This window comes from Mycobacterium bourgelatii (genome assembly GCF_010723575.1).
In the GTDB taxonomy this organism is placed as follows: Bacteria; Actinomycetota; Actinomycetes; order Mycobacteriales; family Mycobacteriaceae; genus Mycobacterium; species Mycobacterium bourgelatii.
Genome location: NZ_BLKZ01000001.1, coordinates 3,289,884 through 3,306,888 on the forward strand (window position 1 = coordinate 3,289,884; position 17,005 = coordinate 3,306,888).

The 17,005-nt window shown below is 65.2% G+C and carries 15 protein-coding genes; 6 read left to right on the forward strand and 9 right to left on the reverse strand.

Going from position 1 to position 17,005, the window contains the following annotated elements; all coding sequences use genetic code 11:
* Nucleotides 1–79 precede the first annotated feature (79 nt).
* Nucleotides 80–877: a DUF1906 domain-containing protein gene (locus G6N68_RS14280; RefSeq protein WP_163713287.1), complete on the forward strand. Its 798-nt coding sequence runs from the start codon at nt 80–82 to the stop codon at nt 875–877.
* A gap of 11 nt (nt 878–888) precedes the next feature.
* On the opposite strand, the gene G6N68_RS14285 is transcribed toward G6N68_RS14280, so the two are convergent.
* Entirely contained in the window at nt 889–2,304 is a 1,416-nt protein-coding gene (locus G6N68_RS14285) for an APC family permease (RefSeq protein WP_263991883.1), read from the reverse strand.
* Nucleotides 2,305–2,710: 406 nt separating this feature from the next.
* Between G6N68_RS14285 and G6N68_RS14290 the strand changes: the two genes are divergently transcribed.
* A complete protein-coding gene (locus G6N68_RS14290; RefSeq protein WP_163713292.1) occupies nt 2,711–2,989 on the forward strand; it encodes a hypothetical protein in 279 nt (92 codons plus the stop codon).
* 104 nt (nt 2,990–3,093) lie between these two features.
* Entirely contained in the window at nt 3,094–3,957 is an 864-nt protein-coding gene (locus tag G6N68_RS14295) for a cyclopropane mycolic acid synthase family methyltransferase (RefSeq protein WP_163713296.1), read from the forward strand.
* On the opposite strand, the gene G6N68_RS14300 is transcribed toward G6N68_RS14295, so the two are convergent.
* Together G6N68_RS14300 and G6N68_RS14305 are read right to left on the reverse strand one after the other, a co-directional pair.
* A complete protein-coding gene (locus G6N68_RS14300; protein ID WP_163713299.1) occupies nt 3,941–4,636 on the reverse strand; it encodes a DUF899 domain-containing protein in 696 nt (231 codons plus the stop codon). The two genes, G6N68_RS14295 and G6N68_RS14300, sit on opposite strands and share 17 nt — an antisense overlap.
* Before the next feature lie 69 nt (nt 4,637–4,705).
* The gene (locus tag G6N68_RS14305) at nt 4,706–5,908 is read right to left on the reverse strand and encodes a L,D-transpeptidase (RefSeq protein ID WP_163718587.1); all 1,203 of its coding nucleotides are present in this window, start codon (nt 5,906–5,908) and stop codon (nt 4,706–4,708) included.
* A 311-nt stretch (nt 5,909–6,219) separates the two neighbouring features.
* On the opposite strand from G6N68_RS14305, the gene G6N68_RS14310 reads away from it, so the two are divergent.
* Entirely contained in the window at nt 6,220–7,083 is an 864-nt protein-coding gene (locus G6N68_RS14310; RefSeq protein WP_163713301.1) for a PPOX class F420-dependent oxidoreductase, read from the forward strand.
* 46 nt (nt 7,084–7,129) lie between these two features.
* Here G6N68_RS14310 and G6N68_RS14315 read toward each other — a convergent pair whose 3' ends face one another.
* Together G6N68_RS14315 and G6N68_RS14320 are read right to left on the reverse strand one after the other, a co-directional pair.
* On the reverse strand, nt 7,130–7,774 hold the full coding sequence (locus tag G6N68_RS14315; protein WP_163713304.1) for a cutinase family protein: 645 nt from the start codon (nt 7,772–7,774) through the stop codon (nt 7,130–7,132).
* 43 nt (nt 7,775–7,817) lie between these two features.
* On the reverse strand, nt 7,818–8,156 hold the full coding sequence (locus tag G6N68_RS14320) for a DUF3253 domain-containing protein (RefSeq protein WP_205351335.1): 339 nt from the start codon (nt 8,154–8,156) through the stop codon (nt 7,818–7,820).
* A gap of 48 nt (nt 8,157–8,204) precedes the next feature.
* Between G6N68_RS14320 and G6N68_RS14325 the strand changes: the two genes are divergently transcribed.
* Complete coding sequence (locus G6N68_RS14325) at nt 8,205–9,317, forward strand: spore photoproduct lyase family protein (RefSeq protein WP_163713307.1); 1,113 nt, start codon at nt 8,205–8,207, stop codon at nt 9,315–9,317.
* Here the strand turns inward: G6N68_RS14325 and G6N68_RS14330 are convergent.
* Genes G6N68_RS14330 through G6N68_RS14345 form a run of 4 tightly spaced genes read right to left on the reverse strand, consistent with a single transcriptional unit; the run spans nt 9,305 to nt 12,887 of the window.
* Entirely contained in the window at nt 9,305–10,399 is a 1,095-nt protein-coding gene (locus G6N68_RS14330) for a YihY/virulence factor BrkB family protein (RefSeq protein WP_163713310.1), read from the reverse strand. The two genes, G6N68_RS14325 and G6N68_RS14330, sit on opposite strands and share 13 nt — an antisense overlap.
* Before the next feature lie 41 nt (nt 10,400–10,440).
* On the reverse strand, nt 10,441–11,337 hold the full coding sequence (locus G6N68_RS14335; protein ID WP_163713313.1) for an SGNH/GDSL hydrolase family protein: 897 nt from the start codon (nt 11,335–11,337) through the stop codon (nt 10,441–10,443).
* Nucleotides 11,334–11,516 (reverse strand): hypothetical protein, encoded by a 183-nt coding sequence (locus tag G6N68_RS14340; RefSeq protein WP_163713315.1) that lies wholly within the window; start codon nt 11,514–11,516, stop codon nt 11,334–11,336. The genes G6N68_RS14335 and G6N68_RS14340 overlap by 4 nt, the downstream gene beginning before the upstream one ends.
* A gap of 48 nt (nt 11,517–11,564) precedes the next feature.
* The gene (locus tag G6N68_RS14345; protein ID WP_163713317.1) at nt 11,565–12,887 is read right to left on the reverse strand and encodes a PPE family protein, SVP subgroup; all 1,323 of its coding nucleotides are present in this window, start codon (nt 12,885–12,887) and stop codon (nt 11,565–11,567) included.
* 197 nt (nt 12,888–13,084) lie between these two features.
* On the opposite strand from G6N68_RS14345, the gene hrpA reads away from it, so the two are divergent.
* Complete coding sequence (hrpA, locus tag G6N68_RS14350; protein ID WP_163713320.1) at nt 13,085–17,002, forward strand: ATP-dependent RNA helicase HrpA; 3,918 nt, start codon at nt 13,085–13,087, stop codon at nt 17,000–17,002.
* Nucleotides 17,003–17,005: the final 3 nt, after the last annotated feature.

The window sequence follows — 17,005 nt, forward strand, 5'->3', positions numbered from 1 at the left end:
TGACGTTCGACGGACAACGGGTGGCCTTCGCCCCGCGACGAAACCTTGTCCATTTAGCGCCGTTTGTTACCATCACGCGATGTCCGAATCGGCCGTGCCGCGCGAAGTCGGCGCTCACCGCACCGCTACCCGACGTGACGTCTTCAAATACGCCCTGGCGCCGGTCCTGCTTGGCGGCCTGGCCCCACTGGCCGCAATGTCGACAGCCCCGCCGTCATCGGCCGCCGGCATACAGCTCATCGACTTTGCCGAGCGGCGCATCGCACCCGAAGAGATCAAAGCGGCAGGCTATGCCGGGGTGGTCAACTACGTATCCGAATGTCGGCCCGGCGCGAACTTCGAGGCGAAGCCGCTCACCCGCGCATACGCGGACTCGCTACGCGCGGCCGGACTGCACATCGTCAGCAACTACCAGTACGGCAAACCAGGGTGGCCCAACGCGCCGTCGGACTACACCCGCGGGTACGACGGCGGCGTGGCCGATGCGCGCACGGCACAGGCCATACACGCGGCCGCCGGCGGACCCGGTTCGGCTCCGATCTTCTTCAGCGTCGACGAGGACATCAATCAGGGCACGTGGAATGACGTTGCGCTGCAATGGCTTCGAGGGATCAACTCGGTGCTGGGCGTGGAGCGCACCGGCATCTACGGACATGCGAACGCATGCGCGTGGGCGATCAGAGACGGTGTGATCGGCCGTTCGTCGACGCCGGGACACTGGTGGGCCTGGCAGACAATCGCGTGGTCGCACGGCGTGCGCGAGTCCAGAGCGGTGCTCCTGCAGTCGGTGGTCGAAGGCCCCGTCCTCGGCGGCATCGTGGTCGACGTCGACGACGTTCTTGCCGACGATTTCGGGCAGTGGGCCTTCGTTCGCTGACCTTCGAGCGGCTAACGCTCTGTCTGCGGCACCATGCGTTTCCGAGTTTGGAAGAAGTGAACGTAGGCCAAGGCCGGCACCACGACGAAGGTGAGCACCACCAGCGTGATCGAGAAGTAGTTCGGTCCGTCACCGGTCGCGAAGATGGACCGGTAGTCGAAGGACACCGCAAGCACCAGCGAGATCACCACCGCGAAAATCGGTAACACCTTGTCGGTGAAACTATTTCGCGGTACCGACGCATGCTCTATCGCTTTGGAGCGGGCCAGGGCAATGAGGGCTATCGGCACGATGACGAACTGAATGAAGCGGGCGATCACGGCCAGGCCGGTAAGGCTGGCGCTGTCGAACCGCAGCGACAACGGGAACGCGATCGCCAACGACGCGGTGATCGCAAAAGCGATCATCGGCACACCGAAGCGATTCGTGCGCGACAGACCGGTCGGCAGCACCCTCCCGTCCGCGAGGGCGGTCCACAGTCGCGGCGCACCGAACGAGGCGGCCACATTGATGCCGAACATCGATACCAGCGCTCCGACGATGACGACCGTCCGGAAAGTGTCGTTATCGATGGGCGCGGCCAGTTTGACGATGTCGTGGGATGCCACCACGTCGTCCGCCCCGAGCAGCATCGCCACCCCCAAGGCGAGCAGATAGATCACGCAGACGGACAAGACCGCCAGCGGTATGGCCCGGGGCAAATTGCGGTCCGGATCTTTCATTTCCTCGGCCGCGTTCGCGATCGACTCGAACCCGGTGAATGCGTACAGCGCGGCGATGGTGGCAAGCGCCAGGCTCGACACCGTGCTGGTGCCCATCTCGACGGCACCGAAGAAGGAAAAGGGTTTGGGTTCATACGCCGAACGAGACGTTCCATAGTCGTTCACGTGCTGGGTGAGGATGATCCACAACCCGCCGATCACGAAGATCGACAGCGCGCACACTTTGCCGAGTGTCGAAATCCCGTTGGCCCACTCGATCACCCGGTTGCCGAACAGGTTGATTACCAACAGCACCCCGATGAAGCCGCAGAAAGTCAGGGTCTTGACGCTGAGCAGTTGGTCGCTGTCGGCCCACGTGCGACCGGGAAAGACGACCTTCAACAGCGTTGAAACAAAAAGGGAAGCGAGAACCCCCCACGCGATGGAGGCCGTAATCGCATGCGTCACACCGACGTAGATGCCAATCCTGCGGCCAAAGGCCGCGGTCGTGTACGCGTAGGACGCACCATTTGTCCTGACGTACCGCGCCGCCGTCGCGAACACCATTGCCATCACGCCCGCAAAGAGGCCCGCCAAGATGTAGGCCATCGGCGCGAGCGGACCGGCAAGCTTGATCACGGCACCCGGCGTCAGGAAGATACCGGCGCCGATTATCGCGTTGACGCCGAGCATGACGACGCTCCAGAAGCCAAGCTTGCTTACCAAAGGTCGCCTCTCAGTTGGCGATTACGAATACAACGACACGGTCAACGAGTAACAACAAAGGATAACGATTCACTTATCGCGCTGGCTTTGGCGGGCCAGCCGATGACACTGTGAGCACGTGAGTGTTGACGTGGGGGAGTCGGCGCGCCGGCGTTCGCAGTGGATGGACCGTCGCCCGCTGCGGTGCCAGGGCGGCCATTGGCTGTTGCCCGGGCACATGATTGTCGCCACAATCTCGTGCTCGTGCGGTCCGCACATCAGCTGGGAATGCGAGTGCGGAGCGACCACTTACGGGCCCCCGCTGCTCGAGTCGTGCAGCGCCTGCAACTGAATTTTCTCGCGTTTGAAATTGGCTTTCCCGGTCTATATAGCTATCGACCACGCCAAATTCGGGAAAGGGCCCACGATGAAGCCAATTGCGCCTATAGCGATCGCGGTCGCCGCGCTGCTGTTCAGCGGGTGTTCGCCCTCGGAAGTCATCAACACCGGCGGCGATACAAAGTGTAAAGACTTTGTCACGCACGACGAGAAAAAGCAGAACGACGAAGTCAGCAAGATGCTGAAAGACAAGACCGGCACCGAACCCAGTGGTCTCGAGCTCACGGCAACGCGCACGTCGGTGTCGGCCTACTGCCAGACGGTGGGGAAGCCGGACAGCAAGATCAGCGAAGCGCCGCACGGCTGACCGGGCGCCGGCGAAATGTTTGCGCCGGCTCACCATCGGGTAACCCGGCGGGGTTTGGCTCGCGACCCGCGCGGCCACTTAGCCGGAAGGCATCCAGATCGACCATGGCTGAGAGGCTGACCCCGCATTTCGCCGACGTACAGGCGCATTACGACTTGTCCGACGACTTCTTCAGGCTGTTCCTGGACCCCACCCAGACCTATAGCTGCGCGTATTTCGAACGTGCGGACATGACGCTGCAGGAGGCCCAGATCGCCAAGATCGATTTGGCGCTGGGCAAACTGGGGCTGCAGCCCGGCATGACGTTGCTCGACGTCGGCTGCGGGTGGGGCGCCACCATGCTCCGGGCTATCGAGAAGTACGACGTCAACGTGATCGGATTGACGTTGTCGAAAAACCAGGCCGGCCACGTCCAAAGGTCATTCGACGAACTCGACACCCCGCGCACGAAGCGGGTGATGCTGCAGGGGTGGGAAGACTTCAGCGAGCCCGTCGACCGGATCGTGTCGATCGGCGCGTTCGAGCACTTCGGCCATGACCGTTACGACGACTTCTTCGCGCGCGCAAACAAGATGCTGCCCGACGACGGGGTGATGCTGCTGCACACGATCACCGGCCTGACCAAAGAGCAGCTTGATGAAACCGGCCTGCCGATCTCGATGGAGAAGATTCGCTTCGTCAAGTTCATCCTCACCGAGATCTTCCCGGGTGGGCGGCTGCCGTCGACCGTCATGGTGGAAGAGCACGCGGCCGCGGCCGGTTTCACCCTGACCAGGCGCCAATCCCTGCAGCAGCACTACGCAAGGACGCTCGATCTGTGGGCCGAGGCCCTCGGTGCGCGTGCGGACGAAGCCATCGCGATCCAGTCCGAAGAGGTCTACCAGCGGTACATGAAATACCTGACCGGCTGCGCTGACCTCTTTCGCAGTGGCTACATCGACGTCAACCAGTTCACCCTGCAGAAGTAGCGGCCGGCCCATAGGCGCGGGCGATGTCGGGCGAATCGAGCCATCCCGAATAGGTTGGCCGCGCGGGCCAGCCCTCGGGCGAATCGAGCCATTCCTCCTGGCGGCCCCAGGGCAGGACGTCGATCAGCGCGAACGTGTGGCTGAGCTGCTCGGTGCCTCGACCGTTGGTATGCCAGGTGCGGTAGACGGTGTCACCGTCGCGCAGGAACACGTTGACCGCGAAGCCGCCACCCGGGGGCGCGTCCATATCGGCTCCGAACGGGCTTTCCGACGATGAATACCACTGCATCCGGTTGCCGACCTTGCGCTGGTACGCCAACGCCTCGTCGATGGGCCCATTGGTGACGACGACGAACCGCGCGTCGTAGTTGTCCAGGAATTCCAGCCGAGTGAACTGGGAAGTGAAGCCGGTACACCCGCCGCACTGCCATTCCGCGCCGTTGGTCCACATGTGGTGGTAGGTGATGAGTTGAGCACGGCCGTGGAACACGTCGACCAAGCGAACGGGTCCGTCGGCTCCGATCAAGGTGTAATCGGGCAGTTCCACCATCGGTAACCGGCGCCGTTGTGCGGCGATGGCGTCCAGCTCGCGAGTAGCTGCCTTCTCGCGTTTGCGCAGGTCGTCGAGTGCGGCGCGCCAGGTCTGCTGGTCGACGACGGGGGGTAGTGCGTTGGTCATGCGAATCCACCTTTGCTGATCGAGGCTCGAGGCGTCCTTACAGGTATGGACCGTCGAGCCGCCGAAAAGTCATCGGTGTGGTGAGAGGGCGCTGCCTTGACGCCACTGGTCCCAACTCAGCGTCCAGTCGCCGTTTTGGGCCAGTTTCAGCGGGGGACCGCCGGTGTTGCGGACCTCGACCACGTCGCCGGGGACCGAAAAGTCATAAAACCACTTAGCGTTGGCGCCATTGAGATTCAGGCATCCGTGGGAGGTATTCGTGTTGCCCTGCGCCCACACCGTCGAGTCGAGTTGATGCAGATAGATGCCGTCGGTGCTGATGCGGGTGGCGTAGTTGATGGTTTCGCGATATCCGAGCCGCGAGTTGCGGGGGAGCCCGAATGTCGCGGAATCCATGATCACCGGACTGCCCTTGTCCATGACGGTGTAGGTGCCGGGAGGGGTCCAGAAGGAGAGGGTCTGTGAGCCGACCGTTTCGGTGCCGCCCATACCCATAGAGGTCGGCATGGTACGGACCAGCGTTCCGTTGCTGAAAACGCTGACCTGCTTCGTGGTGTCATCGGCGATGGAGATGTGCGCATCACCGATGCGGAATGAGACGCGGGTGTCTTCTTGGCCGAATAGCCCATCGCCCAAACCGATTCCATAGATCTTTGCCTCGGCCGTCACCGATGTGCCCGGAGCGTAGTAGCGCTCCGGCCGCCAATGTGCGTTCTGGTCGTCGACCCAGAACCATGAACCTTCCACGGCCGGGTCGGTGGTCACCACCAATTGTCTTTCGGCGGCTGCCCGGTCGGAAATCGGTTCATCAAAGTGGGCGACAATCACCGTGCCGACACCGTAGGTGCCGCCCTCGCGCAGGGCGGCCTCCGATGTCGTGGTGAACGACACCCTGGTCTGGTTCGACGGTTGCACCGTCGAAAACGACGACACCTGTTCGGACACAACATCATTGGTCCCTCGACCGGTCACGGTCAGGGTGTAGTTCCGGCCATAGCCCAGCGGCACGACCGGCTTCCACACGGTGTTGTCGGGGGTCATGACGCCTTCGACGGTCGAGCCATTTTCGTTGACCATCCGCACTTCGTCCAATGTCCCGACCTCGGCTTCGACCTGCACGTGTGCGACCGGGTTGACGTCGCGCGCATTGGGACCGGGCGTGATCGTAATCTGTGCTGGGCCAGATATTTTCGGTGATAGCTGCCCGGAGCGTAGCTGTGAGGTGAGCTGCACTCCGCCGACCAGGCCAACAACGACCAAGACGGCAAGCATAAGTCTGCGGGCCCAGCCGCCAAGAAACCGGCGGCGACGCTGACCGTTGTTTGTGGAAGCCACTGGAGTTGCCGCATCCTTGCATTCTCTTGTGTGGGTGCGTGTTTCAGCTGCGCCCACTGTTAACAGTGTTACCTATGAGGTAGCCCGTTTTCCCTGCCATGAAACCCGGAGTCAGGTCCGGCCCCTTGGCACTGCCTATGCCCACTGCCGCCGAGTCGTAATCAGCTGTCACATATCGGCACCCTCTCTCGTCTGAGGGTTATGGACGAATACCACGCACTTACGAAGGACCTACGGAGGGTGGAAGTATGAGTAACTCAGGCGCTTTGGCGCGGATATACCTGGTCGCGGTGACGGCGCTCACCGGCGCGACCTTCATCGGCATCGGGATCTGGTGCCTGGTCGATCCGGCTTCGTTCGCCGAGGTCGTGCAGTTTCCGGCGCATTTGCACTTCTTGCATGATGTCGGCGCCTTCCAGCTTGGTCTGGGTGTCGCGCTGCTGTTGGCGCTGATCTGGGCCGATTCCCTGGCCACCGCGCTTGCGGGGTTCGCCGTGGCCAACACCGTGCACACGGTGAACCATGTGGTGGACCTCGAATTGGGTGGCTCTACCTTGCAGGTGTGGCTGCTGGCTGCGATTTCGGCGCAGCTGGTAATCGCGTTCGTACTGCGGCTACGGCAACTCGGCTACGTCCTTGGCAGGGTCAAGCCCGCAACCACCGCGACGCTGGTTCCCTTCGTGCGGCAGAAAACCATCAACCTCACCACGTTTCGCAAAGACGGTACTCCCGGTACCAGCCCGGTCAGCATCGTCGTCGACGGCGACCGTGCTTATTTCCGCAGCTTCGAGCGGGCGATCAAGGTGCGTCGGATTCGACGTAACCCGAACGTGGAATTCGGACCCGCCACGGGATCCGGTAAGTCAACCGGCCCGGTACAAGCCGGCACGGTGCGCTTGCTGGAGGGGGCTGAATATCGCAAAGCGGCTCGGCTGCTGCGGCGGAAGTACCCGCTACTGCATGGCATAGCGGTGCCCACGGCACACCGGCTGATGCGGTCCAAGTACGGCCGCACGGTACACGCCGAGCTCATCCCGTCGGCGCCAGGCCAGTCAGCGAGCCACCCCGCGGGCGTTGACTCTGCGCTCAGGGCGGAGGCTTCTCGCACTTAGCCGCCCCACACGCAGAGTCAGCGCAGTGGCAGCGCAGCGGCGCCCCCTACTTCAGCCTGCTCGCCGCGAAAGTCGCTGCCTGCGCGGTCATTCCGTTTTCGATGTAGGAAACGTGCGCAATGATGTTGCCGCCGCCGGTGCAGATCGGGTCGTCTTGGGCGCACAGGCTGATGGTCTTCGGCGCGAAGGCCGGGCTGATGGTCGGCAGCGGCTGGCCGCCCCACAGCATCGAGGAGAAGCCACTGGTCGGCTCGCCGAACAGGGCCACCGCGGCGACCTGATTGGCCGCCTGCGGTGACACCGATGTGCTGGCCAGATCGATCACGGTCGCACCCTGCGAATAACCCCCGAGCACGAGCTTGGTGTTGGGGCAGCTGGCCACGACCTCTTGGATGTGAGCGGTCGCGTCACTGGCCCCGGCGTTCGCGCTGTTGTGATAGTCGTCGTTCGCGGGATAGTTCACGGCGTAGACGTTGAGGGAGCGCCCAGCGGTCTGCGCTGCCAGGGAGTCGACAAAGGCCTCGCCGATATTGCCGAGGCCTGGATCCTGATGGGTACCGCGGGCGAATACCACCGCGACGTCCGAACACGGGTCGGCCGAAGCGGCGAAAGTGGTGAGGGGTGCGCTCAGCAGCGCCCATGTCGCGACGATCGCGACACCCACAAACCGAGCAAGACTGCGTGAATTCATCCCCAAATGCTGACACACGGCCGCAGCAGGTGGCGCGTCGGCGTCAACGAGGGACGATTCTGATCCGGATGGGACCGCGCCACGCGCCGTCGGGATCAAGGACGTCGCCGCGCTGGGTGATCTCCACGACCCCTGATTTGGCCAATTCCCGGGCCAGGTCACGGGCGTCGCCCATGAGGTCGCGCCAGTCGTCGCGGCCGACGGCGCGGGCGGCGTCGGATGGACAAATGCTGCTCTTCGGGCCGCGGTGCGCGGCCAGCGCGCGGATCGATGACCTCAGTCGTTGCCGGACGGGCCCATCGGCCAGCGCCATTTCGGCGTCGTCAGCCGCCGGACCCCCGTCGTCAAGCACCCTGCGAAGTTCGTCACGTATCCGAGTCATAAAGCGACTGCTCGGAACCGTGCCGCACCTATCGGCGTTGCACCTGCCATGACGTCCATCCTCCCGAACGACGGCAGCGCGGGGCGAGTGCCCATCGCACTCGCCGACCGACTCCTGGACATCAGACGCATCTACCACGAACCGAACATCGAGAGGTTTGCACGGGCCCAACAGGTGCTGGACCGGTTTCCCGACGCCCAGCGCATCGAGGTGCCTTCCCACCAAGCGATACCGGGTCTTTACGGCAACGAGGGCAATGTCGAGGACTGGGTCCGGATCAAGCGCGAGGTGCTCGTTCTCGGCGAGAAGAAGAGCCTGTCAGCGCGCCGCAACGAACGGTCCAGCGATTGGATAGCGCCCTCCACCGCCAACGGCTGCGCGATGGCCTGCTCCTATTGCTACGTCCCGCGCCGCAAGGGCTACGCCAACCCGATCACCGTCTTCACCAACATCGAACGGATCACCGGCTATCTGGACCGGCACGCCGCCCGGCAAGGCGTCAAGCCCGCACCCAACCAATGCGACCCGGTTGACTGGGTCTACGACATCGGCGAAAACAGCGACTGCTCGGTCGACGCCATGGTGTCGGACAACGTGCGCGACCTCGTCGAGCTGTTCGCCCGCATTCCGAATGCCAAGGCCAGCTTCGCGACCAAGCTGGTCAACCCCGACCTGCTCGGCTACGACCCCCGGGGGGGAACCCGGGTGCGGTTCAGCCTGATGCCGGCGGAGACGTCGCGGGTCGTCGACATCCGGACGGCCAAGGTGGCCGACCGGATCGCCGCCCTGGACGACTTCGTCGAGGCTGGATACGAAGTGCACCTGAATTTCAGCCCGGTGATCGTCCACGAGGGGTGGTTGACCGACTGGGCGGAGCTGCTCGAGCAGATCGCCGACGGAACCAACGAACGCACCAAACGGCAGCTCGCCGCCGAAGTGATCTTCTTGACCCACAACGAGGGCTTGCACGACGTCAATCTCGGCTGGCATCCCAAAGGTGAAGAGTTGCTTTGGCGTCCGGACCTGCAGCAGCTCAAGCGCAGTCAGAGCGGCCAGTGGAATGTCCGGTACAAGAGCCCTTGGAAGGGTCGGTGGGTGCAGGAGCTGACCGACCTGATCGCGGTCAAGCTGCCGACCTGTCGGGTCCGCTACGCGTTCTGAGCGCCCCGATTTTTCACCCGGTTTCTGCCCCGGTTCCTGCGCAGCCATCGGCCCCGGGCGATGTCCTTGCGTTCGGCGGCTTCGTTCTTCTCGATGACCCGGGTGTCTTTGGGCGGTAATTGCAGCTCGTGTTCGGCGGCGATGCCGGCCTGCAGTTGTCGCCCCCGTTCCAGCTCGGCGTCGAGCTCAGCGCCGAACAGCAGTGCCACGTTGGTAATCCACAGCCACAGCAGGAACACAATGACGCCGCCCACCGCGCCGTAGGTCTTGTCGTAACTGCCGAAACGACTTACGTACAGGCCGAATCCGAGGGAGGCCAGTGCCCAGACCACGATGGCGACGGCGGCGCCGAGGCTAAGCCAACGAAACTTCGGCTGCTGGATATTCGGCGTCGCGTAATAGAGCATCGCGACCGCCAGCGTGACGAGCAGCAGGACGACCGGCCACTTTGCCACCGCCCATGCTGTCTGCGCGGCGCTGCCCAGACCGATTGCGCCGCCGATCGCCTTACTGATCGGGCCGCTGACGATCAAGAGGAAACCGGTGGCGGCGGCCAGCAGCAATCCCGCCAATGTCAACAGCATTTGCTGTGGGCGCAGCTTCCACATCGGGCGCCCCTCGCCGATCTCGTAGATGCGGTTCATCGCGCGTCCGAACGCGCCGATGTAGCCGGACGCCGACCACAGCGCGGCGAGCGCGCTGACCACCAGAGCGACACCCGCCGAAGGATTGTCTACGACCTGCTGGATCGGTTGGCGCAGCATGTCGAGTGCGGAGTCGGGAACCAGTTGGGCCGCCACGTCGACAAGGGCGTCGGTGGTACGTCGGCCCTCGCCGATTACGCCCAGCAGTGACACCAGCACCAGCAACGCGGGAAATAACGACAGCACCGCGTAATAGGTGAGCGCCGCGGCCAGGTCGAGACACTGATCCTTGCGGAATTCGAAGGCGGTTTTTCGCAGCACGAACATCCACGAGGCCCTCGTCAGATCGTCAGGTGATTCCGGCTTGCTCGGGTCGTCGGGGTCGAGCGGGCGCTGCTCGCGCTCTGACGAGGTGTTGCCGGTGTCGACGTCGGTCATATCAACCGAATCCCCCCGGACAGGGCATTCCACACCCGGGATTAGGTGTTTGTCGGAGTTGTGGCCAGGTGCTGGGCCAACGCGTTGGCCACCGCGGCGGCGCCCATGCCGTTCGGATGTAGTGGCGCGGCTTCATGGCTCAGGACGAACCCTTCGAAATACCGATCTTCGGCCGCGGCGCACATGTCGTGTCCGACCGACACCGGCCTGGTGTCGAAGAAGTCCACCTGCTTCCTGGTCGCCAGCGCCCGTTGTGCCTCGTCGAGTTCGTCGACCTTGGCCTGGAAGTAGTCGGCATCTCGCGGATTGATGGGCTGCCGTCCGAAACATCCACCGGGCCGGACGTACGTGCCGTAACCGACGAGAACAATCCGCGCGCCTGGCGCCCTCGTCCGGATCGCGTCCACCATGTCTTCCCAGACCGGAATCTGGCGACGGATCGCCGCGCTGAACCGGTCCTCCCCGGTGGCGGCGAGGTCGTCGAAACAGGCCGGCAGAGACAACGAGGCGCGCCGGCATTTGGAAGCACTGCCGGCTAGCCCGATGTCGTTTCCGCCGATGGTGACGGTGATCAACTCCGTGTCGACGCCGATCGCGTCGATCTGCGGAGCAACCGATCCGCGCCGCGTCTGTTGCGCCCGGTAGGTGACATCGGCAGTGGTGGCACCGCTGCAGGTGACGTCACTGAAGCTGCGGGCGCCGATGCCCCTGGCCAGGACCGAGGGGTAGTCGTTGGTCGACTTCAGGCATCCCGGCGGGTCGGCTTGATACGGCACCAAGGGCGCCGCGGCCGCAGAGTCGCCGAGCGCGACGTAGGTCATTCCCGTCGTGCTGATCGTGGGGGCGGGGTCAGAGCCCGGTCGGGTCGGTGCCGCGCAAACCGCCGTGGCGGCGACCAGAGTGGCGGCGGCGCCGACGAGCTTCGTGTGAAGACTCAATCCGGCGGCTCTTGCCCCGGGCCCTCCGCGGCGTCGGCCTCGGCCGCGGCCTGCTCCCGGTCGCTGGGCTTACCCGGCACGCCTTCGGCCTCGCGCTCCTCGGCAACCTTTTCGTCGAGGTCGTCGACAATGTTTTCCAGCTGCTCGGAGTGGCTCTGGCGCTCGCTGCGGTCCGTCATACGGCATTCATACCCGGTCGGGCAGGACGTAAAGCTGTTCGTTCGGTCTCAATAGGTCAGCAGGCGCTGCTTCTGCTGAACGAATTCTTCCTCGGTGAGGATGCCCGAATCCCGCAGCGAAGCCAGTTCACGCAGCTCAGCGGCGATGCTGGTGATCGGGCCGCCGGCCGGGACCTTCGGCGGCTCGACCGCCTCACCGCTCGGCTTGCTTGTGGCACCCTTCACGCGCTCACCACTCCGGACGCGTGTCGCCGCGCCGCCACCGCCGATCGGGCCGGCCATGGCGCGCCCGGCCATACCGGCCAGCGCCATCTGACCGAGCAGGCCTCCGGCCTCCACTGCGGATCCTTCTGCGGCCGCGGCGATGTTGGCGGCCGGCAATGCATTGGCCAGCAGGCGCATTTCCGGGGCCGCCACGGTCCAGCCGGTTGGCACGGACAATCGACCCACCGAAGCGGCCTCGCCGACACCCGCCGACACCGCCGAACCGAGCGGCGGAAAAGGCGCTACCGGCGCAGGCCCCACGGCGGGCCACGGCTCAACCCCGGCCCAACCGCTTACCAGTTCGTCAGTGTGCAGACCGTTGTAATAGGCGGCGACGTCGTAGGGGAGCGCCGTGCCAGCCAGTGGCGCGTCGACGCCGACGCCACCAACGCCCACCATCACGTCGAAGATGTCGAGCGCGTCCAACGGCGTCAAACCCGCAGCGGGACTCGCGAGGGTGTTCAAGGCGTCAGGCACGGCCGAAAACGCCTCAGCGGCATTCCACACGGTGCCTTGCGCCTGGCCAGCGGAGAGGCCGGCCGCTTCGGCGACCGAAGCGGCTTGTCCGAGCGCCCCGGCCGGATCGACAATCGCGGCCGGTTCGCTGAACGGGATCAGCGACGTGGCGGCTGCCGACTCGCCGGCATAGCCGAGCATGGTTGCGGCATCTTGCGCCCACATCTCGGCATATTGGGCCTCGGTGACCGCAATCGCCGGCGTGTTCTGTCCGAAGAAATTCGTCGCGACCAATGCGACCAGCAGGGCACGGTTGGCCGCGACCACCGGCGGCGGCACGGTCGCCGCGAAAGCCGCCTCGTACGCGGCGGCCGCGGCGGTGGCCTGCGTCGCCGTCCGCTCAGCCTGGGCGGCGGTGGCCCACAACCAGCCCCCGAACGGCGCGGTCGCGTCCGCCATCAACATCGACGCCGGACCCAACCACGGTCCAGCGGTCAGCCCCGCAATCGTCGCGTCGTACGCGCTGGCGGTGCTTTGCAGCTCAGCGGCCAGCGCCTCCCACGCCGCGGCAGCGGCCAACATCGGGCCCGCACCGGGCCCGGCATACATCCGGGCGGAGTTGACCTCCGGCGGCAGCGATGCGAAATCCATGACAGGTCCTCCAGCCAGAACGCGAAGTGCTTATACCCGACCCGACCACTTCTGGCCGCAGATCAAGTTTCATTCACGTTTATTTCATAGATTGTTCTTGCCTATTTCCCGTTTGCTGCACAAGCCAACCGCGACCAGCGGGACTGGTCTCCCCACGTGACGAGTCACACAGCGCCTGGACGCCTACGCTGATCGGAATGGCCGAACCGTCCATCGCCGAAATGCGCCGACGGCTCGATAACCTCACCACTCGCGATGCGGCGCGGCTGGGCAGGCGGTTGAAGAACCTGCGCGGGGCGAACCCCGAAAAGCTGCGACAACTCGTCACCCAAGTGGAGGCGGCCGAAGCTCTGGTCACCACCCGGCTCGCGGCTGTTCCCACGATCACCTACCCCGAACTGCCGGTCAGCGACCGGCGCCACGACATTGCCGAAGCGATCAATGCGCACCAAGTCGTGGTCGTTGCCGGTGAAACCGGATCCGGTAAGACCACCCAGCTGCCCAAGATCTGCCTGGAGCTGGGTCGCGGAGTACGCGGAACCATCGGACACACCCAGCCTCGTCGCCTCGCCGCCCGCACCGTCGCGCAACGGATCGCCGACGAGTTGCAGACCCCGCTCGGCGACGTTGTCGGTTACAGCGTGCGGTTCACCGACCAGGTCAGCGACCGCACCCTGATCAAGTTGATGACCGACGGCATCCTGCTCGCCGAGATACAGCGTGACCGTCGCCTGCTGCGCTACGACACCCTGATCCTCGACGAGGCCCACGAGCGCAGTCTGAACATCGACTTTCTGCTGGGCTACCTGCGCCAACTGTTACCGCGGCGCCCCGATCTGAAGGTGATCGTCACGTCGGCGACGATCGAGCCGCAACGCTTCGCCGACCACTTCGACGGCGCTCCCATCATCGAGGTATCCGGACGGACCTACCCGGTCGAGATTCGCTACCGGCCCCTCGAAGTTCCCGTGGCAGCGGGCACCCGGCAAGATTCCAGCGATCCCGACGATCCCGACCACGAAATCGTCCGCACCGAGATCCGCGACGAAGTCGACGCCATCGTCGACGCGATCCGCGAACTCGAGAACGAGCCGCCGGGTGATGTCCTGGTGTTCCTGTCGGGGGAGCGCGAGATCCGTGACACCGCAGAGGCTCTCGCGGGGTTGCCGGATCGTTTGCAGCGCACTGAGGTCCTTCCTCTGTACGCCCGGCTTCCCACCGCCGAGCAGCAGAAGGTTTTCGCACCCCATACCGGTCGGCGCATCGTGTTGGCCACCAACGTCGCCGAAACATCGCTGACCGTGCCCGGGATTCGTTACGTCGTGGATCCGGGGAACGCCCGCATTTCGCGGTACAGCCGCCGGTTGAAGGTGCAGAGATTACCGATAGAACCCATTTCGCAGGCCTCCGCCGCACAGCGGGCCGGTCGGTCCGGCCGACTCGCGCCCGGCGTATGCATCCGCCTGTACTCCGAGGAGGACTTCGAGGCGCGCCCGCGTTACACCGATCCCGAGATCCTGCGCACCAACCTGGCCGCGGTGATTCTGCAGATGGCGGCGTTGCAACTCGGCGATATCGAGAACTTTCCGTTCCTCGACCCGCCGGACCGGCGCAGCGTCCGCGACGGCGTCCAGTTGCTTCAGGAACTCGGTGCGTTTGACCAACAGGGCGCCATCACCGATCTCGGTCGCCGCCTGGCGCGGCTGCCGGTCGACCCGCGGTTGGGCCGGATGATTCTGCAGTCCCAGGCTGAGGGGTGCGTACGGGAGGTTCTGGTGCTCGCCGCGGCGCTGACCATCCCCGACCCGCGGGAACGTCCCTCCGACCGCGAGGAGGCCGCCCGCCAGAAGCATGCCCGGTTCGCGGATGAAAGCTCCGACTTCCTCAGTTACCTCAACCTCTGGCGCTACCTGCGTGAACAGCGAAAAATATTGTCCGGCAATGCTTTCAGGCGCTTGTGTCGCAATGAGTTTCTGCACTACCTGCGCATCCGCGAGTGGCAGGATCTGGTCGGGCAGTTGCGCAGCATCGCGCGCGACCTCGGCGTGACGGAGTCCGACGACGATGCGGACCCGGCGTCGATCCACGCGGCGCTGCTCGCCGGGCTGTTGTCGCACGTGGGCATGCGAAGAGAGGACGGCCGCGAGTACCAAGGCGCGCGGAATTCGCGGTTCGTCCTCGCACCCGGCTCGGTGCTCAGCAAGCGCCCGCCGCGCTGGGTGGTGGTGGCAGAGCTCGTCGAGACCAGTCGCCTCTACGGCCGGACCGCCGCCCGCATTCAACCGGAGATCGTCGAACGGGTGGCCGGCGACCTGGTCCAGCGCACCTACAGCGAACCGCACTGGGACGCCGCTCGCGGCGAGGTGCTGGCGTATGAGCGGGTGACGCTCTACGGCCTGCCGTTGGTCGCCCGGCGTCGGGTGGGATACGCCCGGGTGGATCCGGTGGTATCACGGGAATTGTTCATCCGGCACGCGCTGGTGGAGGGGGACTGGCAGACCCGCCACCACTTCTTCCGCGACAACGCCCGACTGCGGGCGCAACTCGAGGAGCTGGAGGAGCGGGCCCGTCGCCGCGACCTGCTCGTCGGCGACGACGAGGTGTACGCGCTCTACGACGCCCGCATCCCCGCCGAGGTCGTCTCCGCGCGACACTTCGACGCCTGGTGGAAGAAGCAGCGGCACCGCACCCCCGACCTGCTGACGTTTACTCGAGACGACCTGCTGCGCACCACCGACACCGGCGACGCCGACCGGCCGGACAGATGGGAAGCCGGCGATGTTGCGCTGCCGCTGACCTATCGGTTCGAGCCAGGTGCAGCCGACGACGGTGTGACGGTGCACGTGCCGATCGACGTGCTGGCCCGCCTAGGTGGTGACGAGTTCGCCTGGCAGGTACCGGCATTGCGGGAAGAGTTGGTGACCGCCCTCATCCGGGCGTTGCCGAAAGACCTCCGGCGCAACTTTGTTCCCGCGCCCGACACCGCCCGCGCGGTGCTGTCCAATCTGGATCCAGCCGGCGAGCCGCTACTCGCGGCATTGCAACGCGAATTACACCGTCGCACCGGTGTTTTGGTGCCCATCAATGCATTCGATCTGGAAAAGTTACCAGCGCATCTGCGGGTCACCTTCGCCATCGAAGCCGACGGTGCGGAGGTCGCCCGCGGCAAAGACCTTGCGGCACTGCAGCAGCGACTTGCTACACCGGCCAGACAAGCCGTCGCCGAAGCCGTCGCCGGCGAGCTGGAACGGAAGGGTTTGCGCTCCTGGCCCGACGGCTTGGAGGCGCTGCCGCGCGTCGTCGAATGCACCGTGGGCGGACGCGCCGTTCGGGGCTTTCCGGCTTTCGTGGCGGCGGGCGATGCGGTCGACCTTAGGGTGTTCGCGACGTCGGCGGAGCAAGACGAGGCCATGCGGCCCGGCTTGCGGCGCTTGGTGCGCACAAGCGTGCCGTCGCCAGTCAAAGCCGTTGAGCGCCAACTGAACCCACGGTCCCGCCTGACCCTGGGGGTCAACCCGGACGGCTCGCTGGCCGCCCTGTTGGAGGACTGCGCGGATGCCGCGGTCGACGCGTTGATACCCGCCGCGGTGTGGACGCGCGATGAGTTCGCCGCATTGCGGGATCGCGTGACCCAATCGCTCGTGGCGACGACCGCCGACATCGTCGGACGCGTCGAAAAGGTGCTGGCCGCGGCCCAAGAGGTCGAACTGTTGCTGCCCCCCAACCCGCCGCCGTCGCAGGCCGAGGCGATTGCCGACGTACGCGCGCAACTGGATCGGCTGTTGCCGCGCGGGTTCGTCACCGCCACGGGCCGCGATCACCTCGCCGACCTCACTCGCTACCTGACTGCGATTGGTCGGCGCCTCGACCGGTTGCCGCACGCGGTCGAAGCCGACCGGCAGCGGATGCAACGCGTACACAACGTGCAGGACGCCTACGACGAACTGCTGCACGCACTCCCGCCCGCGCGGCGGCAAGCCGTGGCGGTCCGCGACATCGCGCGGCAAATCGAGGAGCTTCGGGTCAGCCTGTGGGCCCAGCAACTCGGGACACCGCGTCCGGTCAGCGAGCAGCGGATCTACCGGGCGATCGACACCCTGCTCGATCAAGCGTGACCG

Bases quoted from the DNA above. Each gene is read 5' to 3' on its own strand.
- G6N68_RS14280 (WP_163713287.1), top strand. From the start codon at position 80: ATGTCCGAATCGGCCGTGCCGCGCGAAGTCGGCGCTCACCGCACCGCT.
- G6N68_RS14290 (WP_163713292.1), top strand. From the start codon at position 2,711: ATGAAGCCAATTGCGCCTATAGCGATCGCGGTCGCCGCGCTGCTGTTC.
- G6N68_RS14295 (WP_163713296.1), top strand. From the start codon at position 3,094: ATGGCTGAGAGGCTGACCCCGCATTTCGCCGACGTACAGGCGCATTAC.
- G6N68_RS14300 (WP_163713299.1), bottom strand. From the start codon at position 4,636: ATGACCAACGCACTACCCCCCGTCGTCGACCAGCAGACCTGGCGCGCC.
- G6N68_RS14305 (WP_163718587.1), bottom strand. From the start codon at position 5,908: ATGCTTGCCGTCTTGGTCGTTGTTGGCCTGGTCGGCGGAGTGCAGCTC.
- G6N68_RS14310 (WP_163713301.1), top strand. From the start codon at position 6,220: ATGAGTAACTCAGGCGCTTTGGCGCGGATATACCTGGTCGCGGTGACG.
- G6N68_RS14315 (WP_163713304.1), bottom strand. From the start codon at position 7,774: ATGAATTCACGCAGTCTTGCTCGGTTTGTGGGTGTCGCGATCGTCGCG.
- G6N68_RS14320 (WP_205351335.1), bottom strand. From the start codon at position 8,156: ATGACTCGGATACGTGACGAACTTCGCAGGGTGCTTGACGACGGGGGT.
- G6N68_RS14325 (WP_163713307.1), top strand. From the start codon at position 8,205: ATGACGTCCATCCTCCCGAACGACGGCAGCGCGGGGCGAGTGCCCATC.
- G6N68_RS14330 (WP_163713310.1), bottom strand. From the start codon at position 10,399: ATGACCGACGTCGACACCGGCAACACCTCGTCAGAGCGCGAGCAGCGC.
- G6N68_RS14340 (WP_163713315.1), bottom strand. From the start codon at position 11,516: ATGACGGACCGCAGCGAGCGCCAGAGCCACTCCGAGCAGCTGGAAAAC.
- G6N68_RS14345 (WP_163713317.1), bottom strand. From the start codon at position 12,887: ATGGATTTCGCATCGCTGCCGCCGGAGGTCAACTCCGCCCGGATGTAT.
- hrpA (WP_163713320.1), top strand. From the start codon at position 13,085: ATGGCCGAACCGTCCATCGCCGAAATGCGCCGACGGCTCGATAACCTC.